Annotated in this window: 16 protein-coding genes and 2 pseudogenes; 15 read left to right on the top strand and 3 right to left on the bottom strand. The window is 55.7% G+C overall.

All coding sequences use genetic code 11. From position 1 onward, the window contains the following. The first annotated feature begins 22 nt into the window (after positions 1 to 22). Positions 23 to 1,558 carry an ABC transporter substrate-binding protein gene (locus G6L28_RS22000; RefSeq protein ID WP_065657549.1) on the top strand — a complete coding sequence of 512 codons (1,536 nt, stop codon included), beginning with the start codon at positions 23 to 25 and terminating at the stop codon, positions 1,556 to 1,558. A 100-nt stretch (positions 1,559 to 1,658) separates the two neighbouring features. Here the strand turns inward: G6L28_RS22000 and G6L28_RS21995 are convergent, their stop codons facing one another. Continuing rightward, the gene (locus G6L28_RS21995; protein ID WP_065657623.1) at positions 1,659 to 2,732 is read right to left on the bottom strand and encodes a LacI family DNA-binding transcriptional regulator; all 1,074 of its coding nucleotides are present in this window, start codon (positions 2,730 to 2,732) and stop codon (positions 1,659 to 1,661) included. 92 nt (positions 2,733 to 2,824) lie between these two features. On the opposite strand from G6L28_RS21995, the gene G6L28_RS21990 reads away from it, so the two are divergent. The 5 genes from G6L28_RS21990 (at position 2,825) to G6L28_RS21970 (ending at position 7,174) form a co-directional block, all read left to right on the top strand. Continuing rightward, complete coding sequence (locus G6L28_RS21990; RefSeq protein WP_065657548.1) at positions 2,825 to 3,973, top strand: NAD(P)/FAD-dependent oxidoreductase; 1,149 nt, start codon at positions 2,825 to 2,827, stop codon at positions 3,971 to 3,973. 48 nt (positions 3,974 to 4,021) lie between these two features. Further along, positions 4,022 to 4,765, top strand: a complete 744-nt coding sequence (locus tag G6L28_RS21985; RefSeq protein WP_065657622.1) for an amino acid ABC transporter ATP-binding protein — start codon at positions 4,022 to 4,024, stop codon at positions 4,763 to 4,765. A gap of 103 nt (positions 4,766 to 4,868) precedes the next feature. Continuing rightward, entirely contained in the window at positions 4,869 to 5,714 is an 846-nt protein-coding gene (locus G6L28_RS21980; protein WP_081307307.1) for a cysteine ABC transporter substrate-binding protein, read from the top strand. Positions 5,715 to 5,788: 74 nt separating this feature from the next. After that, the gene (locus tag G6L28_RS21975; protein WP_139103027.1) at positions 5,789 to 6,448 is read left to right on the top strand and encodes an amino acid ABC transporter permease; all 660 of its coding nucleotides are present in this window, start codon (positions 5,789 to 5,791) and stop codon (positions 6,446 to 6,448) included. A 3-nt stretch (positions 6,449 to 6,451) separates the two neighbouring features. Beyond that, positions 6,452 to 7,174, top strand: a complete 723-nt coding sequence (locus G6L28_RS21970) for an amino acid ABC transporter permease (protein WP_032489949.1) — start codon at positions 6,452 to 6,454, stop codon at positions 7,172 to 7,174. Between the two features lie 67 nt (positions 7,175 to 7,241). On the opposite strand, the gene G6L28_RS21965 is transcribed toward G6L28_RS21970, so the two are convergent. Next, complete coding sequence (locus tag G6L28_RS21965) at positions 7,242 to 8,345, bottom strand: LacI family DNA-binding transcriptional regulator (RefSeq protein WP_065657547.1); 1,104 nt, start codon at positions 8,343 to 8,345, stop codon at positions 7,242 to 7,244. 143 nt (positions 8,346 to 8,488) lie between these two features. Here G6L28_RS21965 and G6L28_RS21960 point away from each other — a divergent pair, with 143 nt between their 5' ends. The 7 genes from G6L28_RS21960 (at position 8,489) to tnpB (ending at position 15,737) form a co-directional block, all read left to right on the top strand. Then, positions 8,489 to 9,511 (top strand): SIS domain-containing protein, encoded by a 1,023-nt coding sequence (locus G6L28_RS21960; RefSeq protein ID WP_065657546.1) that lies wholly within the window; start codon positions 8,489 to 8,491, stop codon positions 9,509 to 9,511. Between the two features lie 9 nt (positions 9,512 to 9,520). Beyond that, complete coding sequence (locus tag G6L28_RS21955; protein WP_032489946.1) at positions 9,521 to 10,339, top strand: PfkB family carbohydrate kinase; 819 nt, start codon at positions 9,521 to 9,523, stop codon at positions 10,337 to 10,339. 7 nt (positions 10,340 to 10,346) lie between these two features. Beyond that, complete coding sequence (locus tag G6L28_RS21950) at positions 10,347 to 11,552, top strand: M24 family metallopeptidase (protein WP_032489945.1); 1,206 nt, start codon at positions 10,347 to 10,349, stop codon at positions 11,550 to 11,552. Continuing rightward, positions 11,552 to 12,634, top strand: coding sequence for a polyamine ABC transporter ATP-binding protein (gene potA, locus G6L28_RS21945; protein WP_032489944.1), 1,083 nt, complete (start codon positions 11,552 to 11,554; stop codon positions 12,632 to 12,634). Before G6L28_RS21950 ends, potA begins: the two co-directional genes overlap by 1 nt. Positions 12,635 to 12,666: 32 nt before the next feature. Continuing rightward, positions 12,667 to 13,686, top strand: coding sequence for a polyamine ABC transporter substrate-binding protein (locus G6L28_RS21940; RefSeq protein ID WP_065657545.1), 1,020 nt, complete (start codon positions 12,667 to 12,669; stop codon positions 13,684 to 13,686). Between the two features lie 26 nt (positions 13,687 to 13,712). Beyond that, positions 13,713 to 15,491 (top strand): ABC transporter permease subunit, encoded by a 1,779-nt coding sequence (locus tag G6L28_RS21935; protein WP_174000897.1) that lies wholly within the window; start codon positions 13,713 to 13,715, stop codon positions 15,489 to 15,491. Positions 15,492 to 15,632: 141 nt separating this feature from the next. Beyond that, positions 15,633 to 15,737: an IS66 family insertion sequence element accessory protein TnpB gene (tnpB, locus tag G6L28_RS23260; RefSeq protein WP_081307306.1), complete on the top strand. Its 105-nt coding sequence runs from the start codon at positions 15,633 to 15,635 to the stop codon at positions 15,735 to 15,737. A gap of 159 nt (positions 15,738 to 15,896) precedes the next feature. Here the strand turns inward: tnpB and G6L28_RS21925 are convergent. Further along, positions 15,897 to 16,499: pseudogene (locus G6L28_RS21925) on the bottom strand (IS3 family transposase); the annotation flags it as partial. A 190-nt stretch (positions 16,500 to 16,689) separates the two neighbouring features. On the opposite strand from G6L28_RS21925, the pseudogene G6L28_RS21920 reads away from it, so the two are divergent. Together G6L28_RS21920 and G6L28_RS21915 are read left to right on the top strand one after the other, a co-directional pair. Then, positions 16,690 to 18,065 (top strand): annotated as a pseudogene (locus G6L28_RS21920) (ISNCY family transposase). A gap of 551 nt (positions 18,066 to 18,616) precedes the next feature. Further along, positions 18,617 to 19,888 carry a M24 family metallopeptidase gene (locus G6L28_RS21915; protein ID WP_139103025.1) on the top strand — a complete coding sequence of 424 codons (1,272 nt, stop codon included), beginning with the start codon at positions 18,617 to 18,619 and terminating at the stop codon, positions 19,886 to 19,888. Positions 19,889 to 20,017 lie beyond the last annotated feature (129 nt).

Below are 20,017 nucleotides of genomic sequence, written 5' to 3'. Positions count from 1 at the left end.
ACAAGTAAAAAAGGGGTACAGCATGAAAGGGAAGATATTCGGGGTCGCTTTGGCCCTTGCATCGGGCGTCTTCGCTCAACAGGCGTTTGCCGCAGATGGCGGTTCGCTGTATTTCGGCCTATCCGGCGAACCGTCGACGCTTGAAAGCACGATCAATGCCGGCGCGCCGGCGCGCACGATAAGGCTAGCAATCCATCGCGGCCTCTTCAACTATGGTCCGGATGGAAAGCTCTCGTCCGAACTGGCGGAAAGCTATGACGTCTCCCCGGATGCGCTGACCTATACGTTCAAGCTCCGAGACGCAAAGTTTCACGACGGTTCTCCGGTCACGTCAGCGGATGTCAAGGCGTCCATCGAGCGCGTGACTGCCAAGGACAGCAAGGCGACCTATAGAAATGAGCTCGGCGTCATCCAGTCGATTGAGACGCCGGATCCCAAGACAGTTAAGCTTGTGCTCTCGAAGCCCTTTGTGCCGCTGGTCCATTACCTGGCTCTTCCGGAATCTGCGATTATTCCGGCCGCCTGGATCAAGGCGCATGGCAGCGATCCGAATGCCGCGCCAATTGGCGCCGGTCCTTTCAAGTTCGTCAACTGGGAACGCGGTCGTGAACTGACCGTTGAGAAGTTCGACAGTTATTACAAGAAGGGCAAGCCGCATCTCGATGACGTCCACTACGTCTTCTACGGTGACGAGAATACACGTGTGAACGCGCTGAAATCCGGCGACGTCGACATCATCGACTATGTTCCGTGGAAGGATGCCGCATCGATCGAGGGAAGCTCCGACTTGAAGCTGGCGAGCACCACCGGCCCGTTTATGATGCTTCAGTTCAATACCAAGTTCGAGCCGTTCTCCAAGCCGGAAGTGCGCCAAGCAATTTCCTATGCAATCGACCGTGCCACGGTGATCAACACCGCCTTCAACGGTCGCGGCACACCACTCTATGGCATCGCAATTCCGGAAGGCTACATGGGCTATTCCAAGGATAAGGCAAACTTCTTCAAATACGACCCCGCCAAGGCGAAAGAGATGTTGGCAAAGGCGGGCTATCCGAACGGTTTCGAAGCTAGGCTGCTTTCCACATCGCAGTACGGCTTCCACAACAACACGGCGATTGCGGTTCAGGCCGAACTCGCAAAGATCGGGATCAAGACCAAGCTTGACCTGCCGGACTGGTCCGGCCGCATCGCCAAGAACAACGCGGGGGACTACGATTTCCTTGTCGCCGGCACTGCAGGCGATATCGCCGATCCAGATTGGCTAAGTAACTTCTTCTACGGTGGCCAACAACTTGTGCGGCTCAATAATTCGGCCTATTTCGACGACGAGGTTATCAACAATCTGCTCGATAAAGGCCGCGTTACACTTGACCCCGTCGAGCGTGAGAAAATCTACAGCCAGTTCGTCGATCGTGCGCTCGAACAGTCGCCGTTCGTTTACCTGATGTGGCGTGACCAGAGTTTTGGTCTCAACAAGAAGGTTAAGGGCTTCACCAACATTCCTGGCTTCCTGACATTCCAATCAGGGTTCACCGTCGAGAACGTCGAAGTCGAATAAAATTGATGCCAAATGGAGCGACCGCCCCCCTGTCCTTGGAGCGCGGTCACTCCATCATTTTGTCGATTATTGCAAATCGCGCAAGCATCGATCGTCCCAATCAGACATATGGCGGTGCTGCAACGGACTTCCGGATTATCAGATGGGTTGAGAGAACGCGGCAGCGTGGTGACTCGCTCGGGTCGGTAATTCGTTGCAGAAGAACCTGGGCACTCTCAAAGCCCAATTCGTAGACCGGTTGAGACACGACCGTGATTGGCGGACTGGTAACACTCGTCCAGTCGGCATCGTGAAACGCGATGAGTGAAACGTCGTCAGGAATGTTCATCCCAAGCTGATGCAACGTCTTGAAGACCTGCAACGCCACCAGATTGTCGGAAGCTATGATAGCGGTTGGCCGTTGTTTACCTTGGAGGAGGTCGGCTATGATAGCTTCGCCCTTCCCACGGCGGCCCACACTCAGGCGAATGTACTGCTCAGGACTTTCAATGCCCGCCGCACGGCTTGCCTCGAGGACGCCCTCAATTCGCTCCATGACGGTGCTGAGATGGATTTGATGCAGTCCGCGATAGACAGGATCGTCTGAAACTGTAGCTGAGATATAGGCAATCCTGCGGTGCCCTGCATCAATGAGAGTACGAGTAGCGGTCAAAGCAGCCTGGCGATCGTCAGCGACGACGGCATCTACACTGAGACCCTGAACGGTCCTGTCGAGAAGCACAAGCGGCCTGCCGGACTGTTGTACTTCATGCAAATGTTCAACATCCTTGAAGGACGACGGCGCCACGATCAGACCGTCTACCCGCTTGCCGAGCAACACACGCACCGCAGCCTTTTCCCGCGTCAGATCCTCTCCCGAATTGGAAAGGACCACATCGAACCCCGCGCTGGCGGCCGCGTCGCTAATGCCGCGCACGGCCAGACCGAAATACGGGTTCTCAATGTCTCCGACGATGACGCCGATCGTGTTCGATTTACCCGTCGTCATACTGCGCGCAAGTTCATTCGGCTGGTAACCGAGCTTCTTCGCAGCTTCGAGAACCTTGTCTTTAACTTCCGTACTCACGGTGCTGTAGTTGCCGAGAACCCGGGCTGCCGTCGCTTTGGAGACGCCCGCGCTCCGCGCCACGTCAGAAACAGTTACAAGCCGTTTCGAAATCACTTTTCCCGCCATGCTCTCACACATAAGCAAAATGCCAATGAGCGTCAAGAATCGCGCATTGACAAATGAAACCGGTCTCAAGACTCAGTTGAAGGAACATGCGGATGGCAGCCTTGTCCTCTAGCCAACACGTCACCGTAATAGGTGGTGGCATTTTCGGCGTATCTTCAGCAGTGCATCTTGCGCGGCTTGGCGTTCGAGTAACGCTCGTGACCGAGGCGAGCTTTGCGAGCCAAGCTTCCGGGCGCTCGCTATCTTGGCTCAATTCGGCGCGGTTCCGGTCCGCGGACTATCACCGTTTGCGGATCATCGGCATGGACCGTTACCGTACTCTTGCAAGCCGCAACGAAGGCGCTCCGTGGCTGCGCTTCGAAGGCGGTTTGACGTGGGATGCGGACGATGCGTCGAACCGCATTGCCGAAGCCTTCGCATATGAACAGTCGATCGGTTACGACTGCCAGCTTCTCGATCCAGCCGATGTGGCCAAGGTCACGCCCGGCATCGATGCCGGCGCGATCTCGCGTCAGGGTGCTATCTTCAATCCGGGGGAGGGCTGGGTCGATCTGCCTTCGCTGATCGAACTGATGTTACAGGAATTTCAGACGCTCGGTGGTAAGGTGATCACTGATGCTGGCAAGGCGAGTGTTGATGTGAAGGGCGGCCGTGCAACGGGTGTATCCACGGCCAGTGGCCTGCTTGTCGAAGCAGATGCAATTCTGGTTGCGACTGGCTCGGCGGTGCCCAGCATGGTGAAGGACGCCGGGCATTTTATCGCGGATGGCACGCCGACCGCGCTTCTCGTTAAATCTAAGCCTTTCAGTCATGCCGTTCGTGCCGTGCTCAATACGCCGAATGTCGCGCTGCGACCTACGCCTGACGGCTCTATCGTTTGCGATTCTGCATGGTCGGAAGCTGCGCTCAACCGCAATTCCAATGGCAGCTACGAAATAAAACAGGACATGATCGACCGTCTCCTGTCCGAAGCTTCGCGCGTTCTAGAAGGCAATCCGAAGCTGGAGCTTGAAAGCTACCATTGTGGACCCAAGCCAGTGCCGGGAGACGGTGAGGCGGTCATCGGCGCTCTGGAGGGCATTCCGGGCTATTTCGTCGCCTTCAGCCATAGCGGAGCGACGCTCGGCCTGATTACCGGTGAGCTGATTGCCCGTGAGATCGTGACAGGGCAGTCAAGTCCGCTACTGGCAAAATTTCGCCCGTCCCGTTTCACGGATCAGGATCGGGCGCTGCCTTCCTGAGGGCAAAGGATTAGACCAATGGATGGCGGCAAAGGAGGTGCTCCAGGCATGAACGATACGGACGTTGCTGTCGAGCTTTCAGGCGTCGACAAATGGTTCTCCATCCTGCAGGTTCTGTACGACATCAACCTTACAGTCAGTCGCAGGGAAAAGGTGGTGGTCTGTGGGCCTTCGGGCTCCGGCAAGTCGACCATGATCCGGTGCATCAATCATCTGGAAAAGCATCAGAAGGGCCGCATCGTCGTCAATGGCATTGAGCTGACGGAAAACAGGCGTAATATCGATCGCGTCCGGCAGGATGTCGGCATGGTTTTTCAGAACTTCAATCTTTATCCGCACCTGACCGTGCTCGAAAACTGCACGCTGGCGCCACGCTGGGTGAAGGGCGTTTCCAGAAAAGATGCGGAGGCCGTCGCCCGCTCCTATCTGGAACGGGTGCGCATTCCTGACAAGGCCGACTTTTACCCAAGCCAGCTTTCCGGCGGCCAGCAGCAGCGCGCAGCAATCGCCCGCTCGCTCTGCATGAATCCGAAGATCATGCTTTTCGATGAGCCGACATCCGCGCTCGACCCTGAACTTGTTCGCGAGGTGCTGGACACGATGGCGCAGCTTGCTAACGACGGCATGACCATGGTGTGCGTGACCCATGAAATGGGCTTTGCGCGCCAGGTCGCGGATCGGGTCGTCTTCATGGACGCGGGCCGGATCGTCGAAGTCGCATCCCCGGAAGAATTTTTCAGCGCTCCGAAGGAAAGCCGAACAAGAGCTTTCTTGAAGCAAATTCTGCACTAGCCGTGTCGGCAACAGGTTTTTCCCCATCCGAGGAAAGGTGCGGCAAAAATACAAGAACGAGAAACGTTCGATCAACAACGATGAAACAAAGGGAACCGCAGCTATGACCAAATCAATCAGTATGATTTCGCGCACGGCAACAGCTCTAGGGACCATTGCCGCCCTAATGCTTGCCTCAGCACCTGCCTCCGCCCAAACTCTGCCCAAGGCCATCAAGGACGCCGGCATAATCCGCATCGGCGTAAAATGCGACTCGCCGCCGTTCGGCGCATCCGGCACCGATGGCAAGCCGGCCGGCATCGAGATCGATATTGCCAAGCAAATCGGAATTGCCGCTTTCGGTTCAGCCAACAAGGCGGAATTGAGCTGCGTCGCGACGGATGCCCGTATCCCGTCGCTGACCGGCGGCAAGATCGACCTCATCATCGCGACACTCGGCAAAACGCCGTCGCGCGAGCAGGTCATCGATTATTCCAACATCTATTATTGGGGCAGCAGCCGCGTCATCGTCCCGAAGGAAAGCAAGGTCCAGAAGCTGGCCGATCTTGATGGCAAATCCATGCTCATCATCAAGGGCGGTTCGCAGCTGAAATGGCTCAAGGAGCGCATACCGACGCTCGAATTTATTCAACTCAACACCAATGCCGATAATCTTCAGGCCCTTCAGCAGGGACGCGCCGACGGTTATGTCGGGGATGCCATCACCATCGCGACGCTTGCCAGCAGCTATCCCCAGTTCCGCGCGCTCGAAGAGCCTGTTGACCTCGGCTTCAACGGCGTCGGCATCCGCAAGGGAGAAGATGAGCTGAAGGCATTCGTCAACGGCGTGCTGAAGAAGCTGAAGGATGAAAAGTTCTACTCGAAGACCGTTCCGACCTACGTCAAGGATCCGGTCGTCGCCGCTGAAATGATCAAGTCCTTCGAGTCGGATCCGCCCGCCACGAAGTGAACGCCTGATGAGGTCCCGGCAGCCATCGCGGCCGGGGCCGACGCTCACCGTTAACGCGAATACGGATGGTGGCTATGGATTTTGCTTATATTCTCGAAGCCTTGCCGGATCTGATGTCCGGCCTCAGGATGACGCTGCTCGTCAGTTTCATCGCGATCCTGCTGTCTTGCATCATCGGCGTGATCGGCTCGATCATGAGGACAAGTGGCGTGAAGGCACTGGAATATACCGTCACCGCCTATGTGGAGTTCATACGCGGCACGCCATTCCTCGTTCAAATCTTCTTTGTATTCTATGGTCTACCCAGCCTCGGCTTGCGTTTCAGCATATTCTGGTCCGGCGTGATCGCGCTCACGGCTTGGGCCAGTGCATTCCAGATCGAGAATTTCCGCGCAGGTTTGGCGGCGGTAGACAGGGGAATGCAGGATGCATCGGCATCGCTTGGCCTTAAACGATGGCACTACGGCGTTTTCATCGTGCTGCCGCTGGCCGCGCGCGCCGCGCTGCCATCTTCGATGAATACGATCGTCGCTACGATCAAGAACTCCGCTTATCTGCAGGCAATCGGCCTCGTGGAACTCACCTTCGTCGCCGTCGACAGGATCGCCTATGATTTCCGGGCGATTGAGATGTTTGCCTCGATCTGCGTGATCTACCTGCTTTGCGTCTTTACCGCATCCGGCGTCGGTTCCATGGTCGAACGCCGCCTCAACAGACCCTTTGGCGGGTGGTAAGAAATGCTGCTTCTCGAATTCAAGTCCTTCCTGCTTGACGGTATTCTCAACACCCTGCTTCTCTCCGGTGTCATGATTTTGGGCGGCACCTTCTTCGCCGTCATCTTCGCGACCGGACTTTCCGTGAAGACCGGATGGGTCAGTCGCCCGATTTACGGTCTGGTGGAGTGCCTTCGAGACATCCCGCTGATGGTTACCGTACTGATGGTCTACTTCGTGCTTCCACATGCAGGGCTTTCGTTGAACCCGTTCTGGTCGAGCGCTCTGAGTGTTTCCGTTTGGGGCGGCGCGAACGGGGCGCACATCATCCGTGCCGGATTGCTCTCCGTGCCCATAGGACAGCGAGAGGCGGCATTGTCTTCCGGCTTACGCAGTTGGAAAGGGCTACTCCTCGTCGTATTACCACAGGCTATGCCCATCATTCTGCCGCCCTATGTCAGCCTCGTTACAGGTCTGGTACAGGCGAGTTCTCTAGGATCAGTACTTGGTGTGAACGAACTGCTTCGCTCGGCCCAGATCCTCATCGAGCAGACCACCATCTCACGTGGAGGTAGCCCCGCCTATCTCGTTTATGGCGCCATTCTCGTTGTCTATTTCGCGCTTTGCTGGAGTATCTCTGCTCTCGGAGCCCGACTTGAGCGACATTTTGCCCGCCCATATCGAAGAGACAGGGACCGGAAGGCGCAAACAGTGGAGGCCACGCCTGTAATTCAGACGACGACATAATCATGGCCGAAACGACAACGTTGCTTAAGATTAAACCTATACACGCAGATGCGTAATGCAGGGCTGATTATTTGCTCGCCTTCCGGGGTCGTTTTACCTTACCCGATGGCTGCTGCGCTGAAGCGGTGCTCACAGAGTCCCGCACGACCAGAGTCGCCTGGAGCAGCGTCTCCCGACTTGTTTCAGTTGTCTCTCCAGTTAACCGAGCGATAAGATCCTCGGTGGCGGCAGCTGCCAATTCTCTGATCGGTTGCGAGACGACGGTCAGAGGAGGTGTTACCGCCGCCGTCCAATCAGCATCATCAAAAGAAATGAGCGAGACTTCATCCGGGATAACCAATCGTAAATTTCTGAAAACGTTCAACAAAACAAGCGCCACAGAACTATCTGTGGCAAGAACCGCGCTGGGACGGTCCGGTGTATCAAAGAGCCTACGGACCTTCTCAGCCAACTTCTCAATGTCCCAACCGCCGAGAACCACCAGGTTGGGGTCAATCTCGATGTTTGCATCGTGCAAAGCGGCACGATAACCGTCGATGCGCTCACGAACGGACGAAATCAGGTATTCTTTCTCTCCGTGAGACGGAGCGTTTGAGACGAGCGCAATGCGTTGGTGCCCCTTTGCAATTAGCGATGCAACCGCTTGGTGGGCCGCCCCATAGTTGTCGATTGCAAACGTATCTGCATTGAGGACAGGCACGCGGCGATCAAGCAAAACCAGCGGGCAACCGCCGTCCCTGGCACGCTTTAGATGATCGACATCGATGCTGGACGTCGGCGATACGATAAGACCATCGACTCGCTTGGATAGCAAAACACGCACCGCCTCACGTTCAAGCGCGATATCTTCATCAGTCGTCGCTAGAATGACAGCGAAACCCTTGGCACTGGCGGTGTCAGTAATGGCTCTGATCGCGCGGGCGAAGTAGAGATTCTCGATATCGGCAATGACGACACCGATCGTCTTGCTACGCCCTGTCGCCATGCTTCGGGCCAGTTGATTGGGCTGATAAGCCAGTTTCTTCGCTGCGGCGAATACCTTCTTGCGCGTGTCGGCTCCAACATAGCCGTAACTACCCAGGACGCGCGCAGCAGTGGCTCGAGAGACACCTGCAACCCGTGCCACATCATCGATTGTCGGCTGGCTGCCTACGCGTTCATTTTCTTTCATTTCATGGTCGCCTCGAAGGTCAGGAAGATCGTCTCGTATCAGACCAAGACACCTTAAACAAATCTCTTGACAGCGGCCAGCAAAATATGGGAGCGGTATCACATGAGAGCGGTATCACACATCGCCGCCATATGAGGAGCATCATGACAAACTATCCAAACCTTGTTTCGCCCGACGTCGATTTCCGCCGCATCACAGAGGCGGCGGTCGCGCAGCGTGAACGTATCGCTAGCGTGGCACAGACAGCAGCCAAGAACATGAGCAACCTGTTCCTTGTTGGTTGCGGTGGCTCCTACAACGATTTCTCGGCAGCATCATACCTTGCAGATCGTGCTGCTGAATTCCCGACGTTCATTTTCAACAGCGAGGAGTTTAATCGCCGTCGCCCTGCATTGCTCGGTCCAAAGTCGGTTGTCCTGGTCGCCTCCCATAACGGCACGACTGGAGAGACGATCGAAGCCGCCCGCTGGGCGCGCGCCGCCGGCGCTCACGTTATTGGCTTCACAAAGAACGAGACCACCAACCTTGCTGCTGAATGCGATGAGGTCTTCACCTATAACAGCGACCGCACGATCCTTGCTCCGAAGCAGGTTCTGATCGGCCTGATGGTCACGGCGCTGTTGAAGGCCGCTGGTTCTAAACTCGATTTCACGACAATCGACCAGGCTTATGCCGCTGTGCCGGCCGCTTTCGAGAAGGCAATCCAAGAAGCAGAGGCTCATCTGCATGAAATCGCCAAAACCTTTGGTCCCGAGCCATTCACCTATGTCCTCTCCGCTGGACCAAATCAAGGTGCGGGCTACGGGTTTGCGATGTGCTACCTGATGGAAATGCAGTGGAAGCATGCATCCTGGTTCAATGCGAACGAATTTCTCCACGGTGCTTTCGAAGTCGTTCAGCCTGATACGCCAGTCCTGCTGTTCAAGGGCGAAGACGACACCCGTGCTGTGATCGATCGTGTTGAAACGTTCCTCAACAAGAACACCAAGCGCTGCCTTGTCGTCGACTCTAAAGACTACACCTTGCCGGGTGTACCCGCGTCAATGCGCGGTGAGATTTCTCCACTGCTTCTGTCCACGCTCTCGAAGCGCCTCGCCGAGCATTATCAAGCTGTCACCGGGCACCTGCTGACAGACCGCCGCTACATGTTCAAAACAACCTACTGAGGCAGCGACATGCGTATTTGTGGCGTCGGCGACAATGTGGTCGACCGATATTATAATCAAAAGCTGATGTTTCCCGGTGGCAATGCGGTGAATTTCGCCGTCCATGCCGCGCGCAGCGGAATGGATGCTGCCTACCTTGGAGTTATCGGGACGGACTCGGATGGTGATCTGATCCGGTCGAGCCTCCAGGCCGAAGGCGTAGATCTGACACATCTGCGTGTCAAGGACGGCCCCAATGCCTTTGCGACCGTTCACATGGATGACGACGGCAACAATCGGAAATGGGGCCTTTGCGAAAAGGGCGTGTCGATGCTCCAGCTCGATAGTGCTGAACTTGAGTACCTCGCAGGTTTTGATCTGGCTCATACGGGTGAGACGAGTCGCTTAGACGGCCAGCTTCCCGAAATCCGCGAAAGGGTTGCGATCTCCTTCGATTTTTCGGATCGTGATCTGGATTATGCGGCGAGCGTATTGCCCTACGTGAAGGTTGCGGCCTTCTCGCGCTCGGGTGCTAGCGAGACTGAAATCGCCCGGGTCCTCGATATCGCCCATTCTGCCGGAGTCGAGCTCGTAACAATTACGCAGGGAGCTAAAGGGGCGACCGTATCCTATAAGGGTGAAGCCCTTTTCGTACCCGCAGTGCCCGTGGATGCCGTCGACACCCTCGGGGCAGGCGATGCATTTGTCGCCAGATTGGCATGCCGCGTATTGAACGGCGTTCCACTCGTAGAAGCCGGTAAAGACGCAGCCCAATACTCTGCGCTAATCTGCGGGACGCGCGGTGCCTTTGGTCACGCCCGTCCTATCACCCGCGATATTCCTTTGTGAGAGCGCCATGACAGAAAACCCAGCAGACTCCAAACTGACATTTCCGAACGAAGCCGACTACACCAGGCGCATAGAGCGCGCCAGAACCGCAATGAAGGAGAACGGCATTGACGTTCTCGCATTGTCGAGCTTCGACAACCATCGCTTCTTTACCGGGCTCGACGGCATCGCATCCGTGAGGCCGATCTGGTTCGTCTTCCCTCAGGATGGCAACCCGGCGTTCATTTCTCCACGCATCGAAGCACCTGAAATTCGCTCGCAGTGTACCGTTCCGGTCGCCGTCGAATGGGTTGAGTGGGAAGAGCCAGCCAAGACGCCAATGTCCTTTTCGGCTGCTCTGGCAAAGCATATCGAGGCGGTCGCCCCAACAGCACGCAAGATTGGCGTAGATTTTGACGCCACCTCCGCGCGCAGCCTGGATCTGGTTCGCGATGCTCTCGGTCGCGATCGAATCGTCGATATTACTGACATCATCCGCGAGGTGCGCCGACGTAAGGATCAGGCAACGATTGACGTTGTTCGCCGTAGCGCCGATATCGCAGCACACCAGTTCCTGGCAAGCCGAGATGCAGTAAGGCCTGGCGTTCCGGAGTGGAAAGTTGCGCTCGCATCGCGCACGGCCGCGATGGAACGCGCAGCGGAATGGTGGAATGGCGACGAAGACCATTCGCCGCTTCTGCAGGGCATCCACGTCATGGGCTGCGGTAGCATCCGTTCCGGTCGTGCACACGCTGTTGCTGCGGGTCGCCCAATGCGCGAAGGCGAGGTCGTACAGCTTTGCTATTGCGGCCGCCCCTTCTTTGGCCACGGAATATGTTTCGATCGACCGCTGAAGGTGGGGTCAGAAGAAGTCTCGGATGATCTTCGCAAGATTGTCGATGTCGCACGCAAAGCGCAAGAAGCCGCGCTGGCGAAAGTTCGTGCCGGCGTTACGACTGGCGAGGTCCACGCCGCTGCGGTCGCGGTTATCGAGGGCCATGGATACGGCGGCGCTATGCAGCATCGCACTGGGCGCGGTATCGGCCTGTCAGATCCCGAATTCCCTGAGATCAAGGCCAACGATCCGACGGTTCTCGAAGCCGGCATGTTGCTGGGCATCGAGCCTGGTGTTTACGTCGATGGCGTTGGCGGCGCCCGTTTTGGGGACACCATCCTTGTAACGGAGACGGGCTACGAGCCGCTCACGCCTCTTGAATTGGGCAGGGACATCTAATGACAGACCAGTCGCTCCCCGCCGTTTCCTTCCATCGTGTCACCCGGCGCTATGGGCCGGTCACTGCGGTGAGCGGCGTCACCCTCGACATCGCAAAGGGCGAATTCTTCGCACTGCTCGGCTCAAGTGGTTCCGGCAAAACTACGCTTCTCATGTTGCTTGCGGGTTTCGACCAACCGAGCGAAGGCAAGGTGCTGATGTCCGGCACTTCCGTGACGGAGGTGCCGCCGCACCGCCGCAGCATCGGCGTCGTATTTCAAAACTACGCCTTGTTCCCGCATATGACCGCAGCCGAGAATGTCGCCTACCCGCTCAAGATGCGCGGCGTCGGACGAAGTGAACGAGACGAGCGCGTAAAAGCGGCGCTCAGTCTCGTCAACCTGACAGATCGCGGGGCTTCATATCCTATACAGATGTCTGGAGGACAACAGCAGCGTGTGGCACTTGCTCGCTCACTGGTCTTCGGCCCTGATATTTTGCTCATGGATGAACCGCTCGGAGCTCTCGACCGGAGACTTCGTGACCAGATGCAGCACGAGCTGAAGCGCATCCAGCACGAACTCGGCATCACCGTCATCTATGTTACCCACGACCAGTCGGAAGCCATGGCGATGGCTGACCGGATTGGAATCATGTCGGGCGGTGAACTACTTCAGGTAGCCGATCCTGAGACCATTTACGCAGCGCCTTCCAATCATTTTGTTGCACGGTTCATCGGCGATTGCTCGATCCTCCGGGTTACAAACCTGGACGAGGGCCGAGGATACGAGATCGCAGGGGGGCGCCAGTTGCTGCCGTCCCCGGCTAAGACGCCTTTCGATATTGTGGTCCGACCGGAAAGCGTTTCTATCCGCTCAGTCGCCGAAGCAAATTCGGACGAAGGCTTCGCGGTTCCAGCAACAATTCGCGACATCACCTATCTCGGATCCGGGTGGCGCGTAGCACTGCAAATTTCTGACGGGCAATCGCTGCTTGCCAACGTCATGCGAGGAGACCTTTTGGCCGGAAGCCTTGAGCCCGGAAAAAGCGTAATCGCGCGCTGGGCTCCAGCGTCCGTCGCCGTTCTTCCGACTGAAGGATGACCCTAAAGCGGAATGTTAGAGGAGAAGAAACTGTGGGAACGATCAAACAAAAAACTGGGATTTGGCTTGCAGCTGCGGCCGTCTTTCTTCTTGCTGGCGCAGCATCCGCTGCCGAAGTGGTAGTTGCTTCATACGGTGGCACTTTTCAGGATGCTCAGACAAAGGCTTTTTTCGAGCCTTACAACAAAGCATCGGGTGTAAAGGTCACTGCCACGACAGGTTCAGCCTACGCGAAGGTCAAGGCTATGGTTGAGAGCGGTAATGTGACGTGGGATGTCGTGTCCGCTGAAAGTTCGGCACATGCGAACGAGGCCAAGGACAGCCTTCTCGAACCGCTCGACTACAACGTAATCAAGGCCGACGGTGTCCCCGCCGAACTCCGCACCAAGTACGGCATCGGCTATATCACATTCGGCATGAACCTTTCCTGGGACAAGGCGAAGTTTGCGAATGGCGTTACGCCGGCGCAGTTTTTCGATCCCTCGGTGAAAGCTCGTCGTGCTGTTCCGCTAGAGCCCGAATACACGATTGAATTTGCCCTGCTCGCCGACGGCGTCAAGGCTGCCGATCTCTACCCGTTGGACGTCGACCGAGCACTCAAGGTGATCGACCGTGTCAAAGAGCAGATCGTTGCCTACAAGGGTGCCGCTGACACCCAGGCGCTGATCCAGCAGGGTGAAATCGATCTGGCCTACATCCCGAACGGCCGAGTGAATAACGCGATCAAGGCCGGGGCAAACTGGGCTTACGGTTGGGACGCGTCCGTCTCCGATACGGAATGGTGGGTCGTCGTGAAAGGTGCTCCGCACAAGGATGAAGCGATGAAATTCATCAATTTTGCTGTTCAGCCCGAGAACCAGGCGGAGCTGACACGAAACATCCCCTACGGTCCAACCAATGTCGAAGCGCTTAAGCTTCTCGATCCTGCGGTCGCAAAAGACCTCCCAAGCTACCCGGAGAATGCGAAGCTTGGCGCAATCCTCGATTCAAAGTGGTGGAACGACAATCGTGATGCAGTGAAGGCTCGCTGGTCCACATACATAATGAACTGATCGGTTTAAGGCAGGAGCAAACGACGATGACGCGAAATTTTTCAAGAGACTGGGAGCGACTCTTCCTACTTGCTCCGGTGTTTATCCTCCTCCTCGTCGCATTCGCACTGCCACTGCTTTACATCGTGCCCTCTGCGTTCGGCGGAAATGCCGCCGGGCGTTTTCTCAAGATTTTCGAAAGTCCGGTATACCTGAAAATCATTTGGACGACGGTGCGGATCAGCCTTGAAGCGACTGTGATAACACTCGTTGTCTCCTTTCCGCTGGCGTGGCTCCTGAGCCGGGCGACGGGATTTAAGGCGATGTTTCTCGGATTGCTGGTCCTTGTTCCGTTTTTGAGCAGCGTTCTGGTTCGAACCTTCGCGTGGCTGGCAATCCTAGGCCAGCGTGGGCTTATCAACGGGACGCTGCTTAGTCTTGGTCTTATTTCGGAACCCTTGCCGCTCCTCTTCAGCGAACCTGCGGTCATCCTCGCTTTGGTTCACTCTTCAATTCCTATGATGGTATTCGCCCTTGTAACAGTGCTTCGTCGCATCGACGGCCGCGTCCTGCTGGCAGCCAACACTCTTGGCGCGAACCCGCTCCGGGCTTGGTTTGGCATCGTCATCCCACTCTCGATACGTGGAATCCAATCAGGCGTCATCATCATCTTCCTCTTCACCATCGCCAGCTTCATTGCGCCGGCCTTCCTTGGCAATCAACGCCAGCAAATGCTCGCGCAAGTAATCCAGTCGGAGATCGAGACTGGTGCAGACTGGCCATTCGCCGCAGCACTTGGCATCACACTCGCGTTGATCGCGACAATCGTCGTCGCCCTGTTGAGCTGGGGTTTGAGCTTCTTCTCTCGTTGGCAAAGGCCAGGCTCGTCGCCTGCGAACCGATCGCAGCCGTCAGCGGGGCACGCGGACATGGATCTTCTACGTCGTCCTGTGGCATTACCCTCTGCTCGGTTTCAGTTTTCGACACTGTTGTCGAACGGCGCACGCTTGTTTGAACCAGTTTATCTTACATTGATTTCAATCTTCATTCTCCTGCCGCTCGTTGTTCTCTTTCCGGTATCGTTCAGCTCGGCCGACGTACTCATCTTTCCGCCTCCTGGCTATTCGTTGCGCTGGTTCGAGACCATCTTCAGCAGTTCAGAATGGACTAGCGCGGCAGTTACGAGCCTACGTATTGGTGTAGCCACTTGCTTGCTCAGCCTGGTGCTTGCCACGTTCGCCGTGCTCGGATTCGGTCGGCAGAAGTTTATACTTCAGGGGGTGTTAGAAGCCTTGGTGCAAGCTCCCCTCAGCGTCCCGGCCGTCGTATTCGCGCTTGGCGCATATCTTGCTTTCGCACGGGTTGGGCTTGTGGATACGGAAATAGGTATCATCATAGCACACACGGTGCTGATCTTCCCCGTCGTTTATCTTATAGCATCGGCGACTTATAGCTCGATCGATCCAAGGCTTTCGCTCGCGGCGGCAAGCCTCGGAGCAAACCCTTGGAGCGTTTTTCGTACGATCGTCTTCCCATTGTTGCTACCTGGTCTTGCAATCGGCGCACTGATTGCCGTTCTCCTTTCATTTGATGAATCGGTGGCATCGATCTTTCTTAGTGACCTTTCGGTCAAGACACTGCCGAGAAAATTGTGGGAAGGGATCCGCTTCAACACAAGTCCAGAATCCGCCGCCGTTTCCGCGGTTCTCCTAGGCGTGACGTGCGCCTTTATCGTCGTCGGCATCGTGGTCATGCTGTGGCGCAAGAGAGTCGCTGGCGCTCCGACCATGATTGGAGTTTTGGACACCTCCGCGGAAGAAACTTAGGCTTCCCAAGCCGATGTGGCTGCCGTCGGAATTCGCCGGCGGTAGCCGCTAGCAGCGGAGGCGGCATGATCGGGCCATCGGGAAATGTGGGGTCTGTCTGGCCTGCGGAGTGACCGACATGCGGAGTGGCATTGATGGTCTATCGGCGCGATCTTTGGTTTCCGCGAAAAGCGCGCTGATCGGGTCAAACTTCTTTGGTGGGACGGTCAGACGTTCTGCCTGTTCAACAAATATCTGGGTTCATAGTAGACCTCTTTCCTCGCCAGTTGATGTTCTTGTCGTGGGTTGCATTTGTCGTTGAGCAGGCGTGCGATCTTCGAGCCGACTGCGTTGCTTTTGCGGCAAGTTTGTTGATTGCCATTGAGAACTGACCCGGAGGGGGTGTGGATAAAAAGTTGGACAGCTTTACAAGTTAGGGCCAAGACTTCTTCGATATTCGATCGGGCTGAGTGATCCCAGGGATATCTTAATACGCCTCTCATTGTACCAGCGGATATAAGCGTCTATCTCGGCAACGAACTGTTCGATTCTAATAGCCTTCCAGTCTCGGGGATAGAAGAGCTCTGTTTTCATCCGGCAGAAGAAGACCTCACAAGCAAAGTTATCTTGTGAGCAGTCCTTCGGGGCATTGAGCGAATTAGGTTTGCTTCGCTAATCCGCATTAGCCAGCCGACCCAGCGATAATGAGCTCCGCGAGCGGAATGGACGATTGGTCGTTCCTCGCCGTCTGTCATGGTCTCAATGGCTGCATCAAGCATAGTATTCCCCCGCGTCTGGTTGCGATCCAATCGACCAACTGATGACCGTTCCGTCGAAGTAGTCGATGATGCGCGCAAGGTAGACGTTCCCGGCTGGGATATTGAACCCGGTGATATCTGTCAGCCACTTCAGGTTCGGCGCTTTTGCATGGAAATCGCGATTGATTAGGTTCTCGGTGCCGGACTTATTTTTCCCCAGGTATGATCCGAAACGCCGTCGGCGCGGTCTGGCAACGACCAGTTGCTCCTCCAACCCATCAGTGAAAATTAACGCGTATGATTTGAAACTACATTGCACCGAACGTGAAGCGGCTGGAAAACGCTATCTCATAATCGATATTACGTCGACAGGAAGTGTAGCCGCAAAGTTGAAGTGTCCTGATTCTTCAAAGTTGGAATGTCACTCTCCCCGGGCCTTAACGATGCCTGGGAGATTGCAGATGGGATTGATAGCGATGAGCGAGCGCGATCTGCAACGGATCGAGATTTTGTCGAAGGTGGTTGCCGGCCGGATGACCACGGTATCGGCGGCGCATGTGCTTGATCTGAGCGAGCGCCAGGTGCGCCGGCTGCTGGAGCGCATGCGGACTGGCGGGGCGGCTTCGATCCGGCACAAGGCAATCGGTCGGCCGTCGAACAACCGGATCAGCGCCGGGGTTCGCGATTATGCAATGACGCTGGTTCGCGAACGCTATGCGGATTTCGGGCCGACATTGGCGACGGAGAAGCTGGCCGAGCGCAATGGACTGCGTGTATCGCGCGAGACGGTGCGCAGCTGGATGACTGATGCCGGCCCCTGGCTGTCGCGCAAGCAGCGCCGGACGTTTCATCAGCCGCGGTTACGGCGAGAAGCCTATGGCGAACTGGTGCAGATCGACGGCTCGGAGCATCGCTGGTTCGAGGATCGCGGACCGTCTTGCTCGCTGCTGGTATTTGTCGACGATGCGACCGGCAGGTTGATGCAGCTGCGCTTCGTGCGCTCCGAAAAAGTGCCTTCAGCTATTTCGAGGCATTGGAGCTGTATCTCAAGCGTCATGGCGCGCCGGTTGCCTTCCATTCGGACAAGCATTCAGTGTTCCGGGTGGCGAAGAAGGATGCCAGGGGTGGTCAGGGCATGACCCAGTTCGGGCGTGCGCTCTGCGAGCTAAACATCGAGATTCTCTGTGCAAATTCGAGCCAGGCCAAGGGTCGGGTCGAGCGGATGAACCGGACGCTGCAGGATCGCCTGGTCAAGGAGCTCAGGCTTTCTGGCATCGACAGCATGCAGGCGGGCAATGCGTTCTTGCCGGGCTTCATAGAGGACTACAACGCGCGTTTTGCAATCGTCCCTGCCCGTCCCGACGATCTGCATCGGCCGCTGAATCTGGCGCCGGATCGGTTGACTGAGATCCTGTGCAAGCGCGAGCAGCGCTATGTCGGATCGCAGCTGACGTTTTCGTTCGAGCGCAAGCGGATCATGCTGGAGGAGACCGCGGTGACGCGTGGCCTGGTTGGCCGTTATGTCGAGACCTATGCCTATGCGGACGGTCGGCTGGATGTGCGATGGAAGGGACATTCCCTGCCCTATCAGGTGTTCGACAAGGACCAGCGGGTAACGCATGCGGCGATCACCGAGAACAGGCGGCTCGGTGATGTCCTGGCATATATCAAGGAGCGTCAGGACGAGCGCCCGGCGCCTGACGTGAAGAACAACAGCGATAAGAATGGATACATCAAACGCGCTCGTGGACCTGGTCGTCGGAAAGACTTCACGACCGATCCGGTTGTGATTGCGCGGCGAAAGAAAGCACTGTCGCAACAGCCGGCTGCGGAGTGAGGCGTCTCAAAGCTAAAGCCGAAGAGGTGTGTCAATCACCCGCCCCGATCTGATCTTGCAAGCGGGATCAGCCGCTCAGATCGGGGCTGGTCGGTGTTGCGTGTGGTGACATGCGGACATTTCTACTTTGCAAACCCGCGGACATTCCAACTTCCCATCCACAGGAAGAGCATAGACAAATTTTCGCATCAACGAACATTTGCACGGACACGACACCGTCATATATCCTGCCACTCAGCGCCAATCAGGGAAGGACACAAGCGCTTGTGAAATGGATACGTAAATAAATTAATCGGCTACAGCATGCCATTCCAAAAGTAATACGTCAGTGCTTGCGTTCAGAACCAATATGACAAAGCAAAGCGTTCAAACTTCAACTATAGGCTGCTTTCACGCCGCTTTCGTAAAATTTTTTGCACTCGTTTAAAAAAGATCCATAGACTTTAGAGAGTGGCGGTAGAATACGTGGCCCACAATCCATAGCCTTTTACTACACCTATAAATAGACCTTAACCAATTTATGCAATCAAATCCAACTCAAGCAAACAAACTTGCCTTCTTACAAATACCTCTTATATTTGTTAATATCCCTCAAAGACATGGCTCTATCTTCAAACCGTTTAAGCGAAGAGAGTTTTACTGCAACCGAAAACAGTTTCTCCTCACCTAGAGTGGACTACCGCAACCGCGTCGCTAGTCTCCAAGCCGAGATGAAAAAGATTAAGCTGGAAATTATTTTGTTGCACGGCTCGGCTAGCCATCGTTTTTTTTCAGGATTGGACGGCCTCCCAGACGTAAGGCCAGTCTTCCTTATTGTACTTCCAGATTCAGAGCCAGTGTTTGTCTCGCCTCGTATCGAAGCAGTTGTGATACGCAAGAAATGTACCGAGAAGGTCATTGCAGAATGGGGGGACTGGGAAGAACCTGGATTATTCAGGTCATTTGAAGATGCTATCGCCGATCGAATCAAAAAAGCGGCGCCACAAGCAGCAACAATTGGTATCGACTGTGATACAATCACTGCCCTAAATCTCGATCTCCTCGTTAAAAAATTTCATCCTATAGGTATCTCGGATGTCTCAGACTTAGTCGGAGATATTCGCCGCTTCAATGATGCAGCGGCCATGAACCGGTTGTCGCAAGCTGCCGAAGTTGCCGTACATAAATTTCGGGCAATCTTGGATGCGATCACACCAGGTATCGCTGAGTGGCAGGCGGCTCTCCAAGGCTACTGCGCTGCAACAGAGTGCGTGGCCAAGTTTTTGAAGGGAGATGTGAACTACTCACCCCTCGGTTCCAGCTTCACTGTTATGGGTAGCGGGCCCGAGCGCTCAGCGCATGCGCATTCTGTAGCTGCTGGACGCATTATGAGGGAAGGCGACCTAGTCCAAATTTGTTGCTGCACGCCGACATTTCTTGGGCAAGAAATTTGCTTTGACCGACCCGTAGTCGTTGGCACACTGGAATTGCCGCAAGCTGTAAAAAAAATCTTGAAAGCAGCGCGTGAGGCCTCGGCGGCGGCTTGGGCATCAGTCCGTCCGGGTGTGACGGCGGGAGAAGTGCACAACGCCGCATTGGATGTTATTGTCCGATATGGCTATGAGGAAGGAATGCAGCATGGCACTGGGCGGTCAATTGGTTCTGGCGGCGTTGGATTTCGTATCAAAGCCGGGGACCCAACAGTACTTAAGGAAGGTGACATGATTGCTATTGAGCCGGGAGTCTATGAATACGGTGTTGGCGGAGCACGCTATGGTGACACGGGGATCGTAGTGGATAAAGGATGCAAGATAATCACACCATTTCAGTTGGCTAGGGACTGACACCGCCCCAATATTGCTCAGTAATACTACTGAGACCTTTATTATCCCTGCGCGTTTTGTAGAATATCACAAGGATTTACCTTGACCTTTCAAAATAATAAAACACTGCAATTTATTGTTATATTTTAA

The sequence above is a fragment of the Agrobacterium larrymoorei genome (assembly GCF_013322225.1).
GTDB lineage: Bacteria > Pseudomonadota > Alphaproteobacteria > Rhizobiales > Rhizobiaceae > Agrobacterium > Agrobacterium larrymoorei_A.
This window is presented reverse-complemented; position numbering and strand designations above follow the sequence as displayed.

What these genes read in the sequence shown, in the direction of transcription:
- G6L28_RS22000 (WP_065657549.1), top strand. Translation starts at nt 23, where the DNA reads ATGAAAGGGAAGATATTCGGGGTCGCTTTGGCCCTTGCATCGGGCGTC.
- G6L28_RS21995 (WP_065657623.1), bottom strand. Translation starts at nt 2,732, where the DNA reads ATGGCGGGAAAAGTGATTTCGAAACGGCTTGTAACTGTTTCTGACGTG.
- G6L28_RS21990 (WP_065657548.1), top strand. Translation starts at nt 2,825, where the DNA reads ATGGCAGCCTTGTCCTCTAGCCAACACGTCACCGTAATAGGTGGTGGC.
- G6L28_RS21985 (WP_065657622.1), top strand. Translation starts at nt 4,022, where the DNA reads ATGAACGATACGGACGTTGCTGTCGAGCTTTCAGGCGTCGACAAATGG.
- G6L28_RS21980 (WP_081307307.1), top strand. Translation starts at nt 4,869, where the DNA reads ATGACCAAATCAATCAGTATGATTTCGCGCACGGCAACAGCTCTAGGG.
- G6L28_RS21975 (WP_139103027.1), top strand. Translation starts at nt 5,789, where the DNA reads ATGGATTTTGCTTATATTCTCGAAGCCTTGCCGGATCTGATGTCCGGC.
- G6L28_RS21970 (WP_032489949.1), top strand. Translation starts at nt 6,452, where the DNA reads ATGCTGCTTCTCGAATTCAAGTCCTTCCTGCTTGACGGTATTCTCAAC.
- G6L28_RS21965 (WP_065657547.1), bottom strand. Translation starts at nt 8,345, where the DNA reads ATGAAAGAAAATGAACGCGTAGGCAGCCAGCCGACAATCGATGATGTG.
- G6L28_RS21960 (WP_065657546.1), top strand. Translation starts at nt 8,489, where the DNA reads ATGACAAACTATCCAAACCTTGTTTCGCCCGACGTCGATTTCCGCCGC.
- G6L28_RS21955 (WP_032489946.1), top strand. Translation starts at nt 9,521, where the DNA reads ATGCGTATTTGTGGCGTCGGCGACAATGTGGTCGACCGATATTATAAT.
- G6L28_RS21950 (WP_032489945.1), top strand. Translation starts at nt 10,347, where the DNA reads ATGACAGAAAACCCAGCAGACTCCAAACTGACATTTCCGAACGAAGCC.
- potA (WP_032489944.1), top strand. Translation starts at nt 11,552, where the DNA reads ATGACAGACCAGTCGCTCCCCGCCGTTTCCTTCCATCGTGTCACCCGG.
- G6L28_RS21935 (WP_174000897.1), top strand. Translation starts at nt 13,713, where the DNA reads ATGACGCGAAATTTTTCAAGAGACTGGGAGCGACTCTTCCTACTTGCT.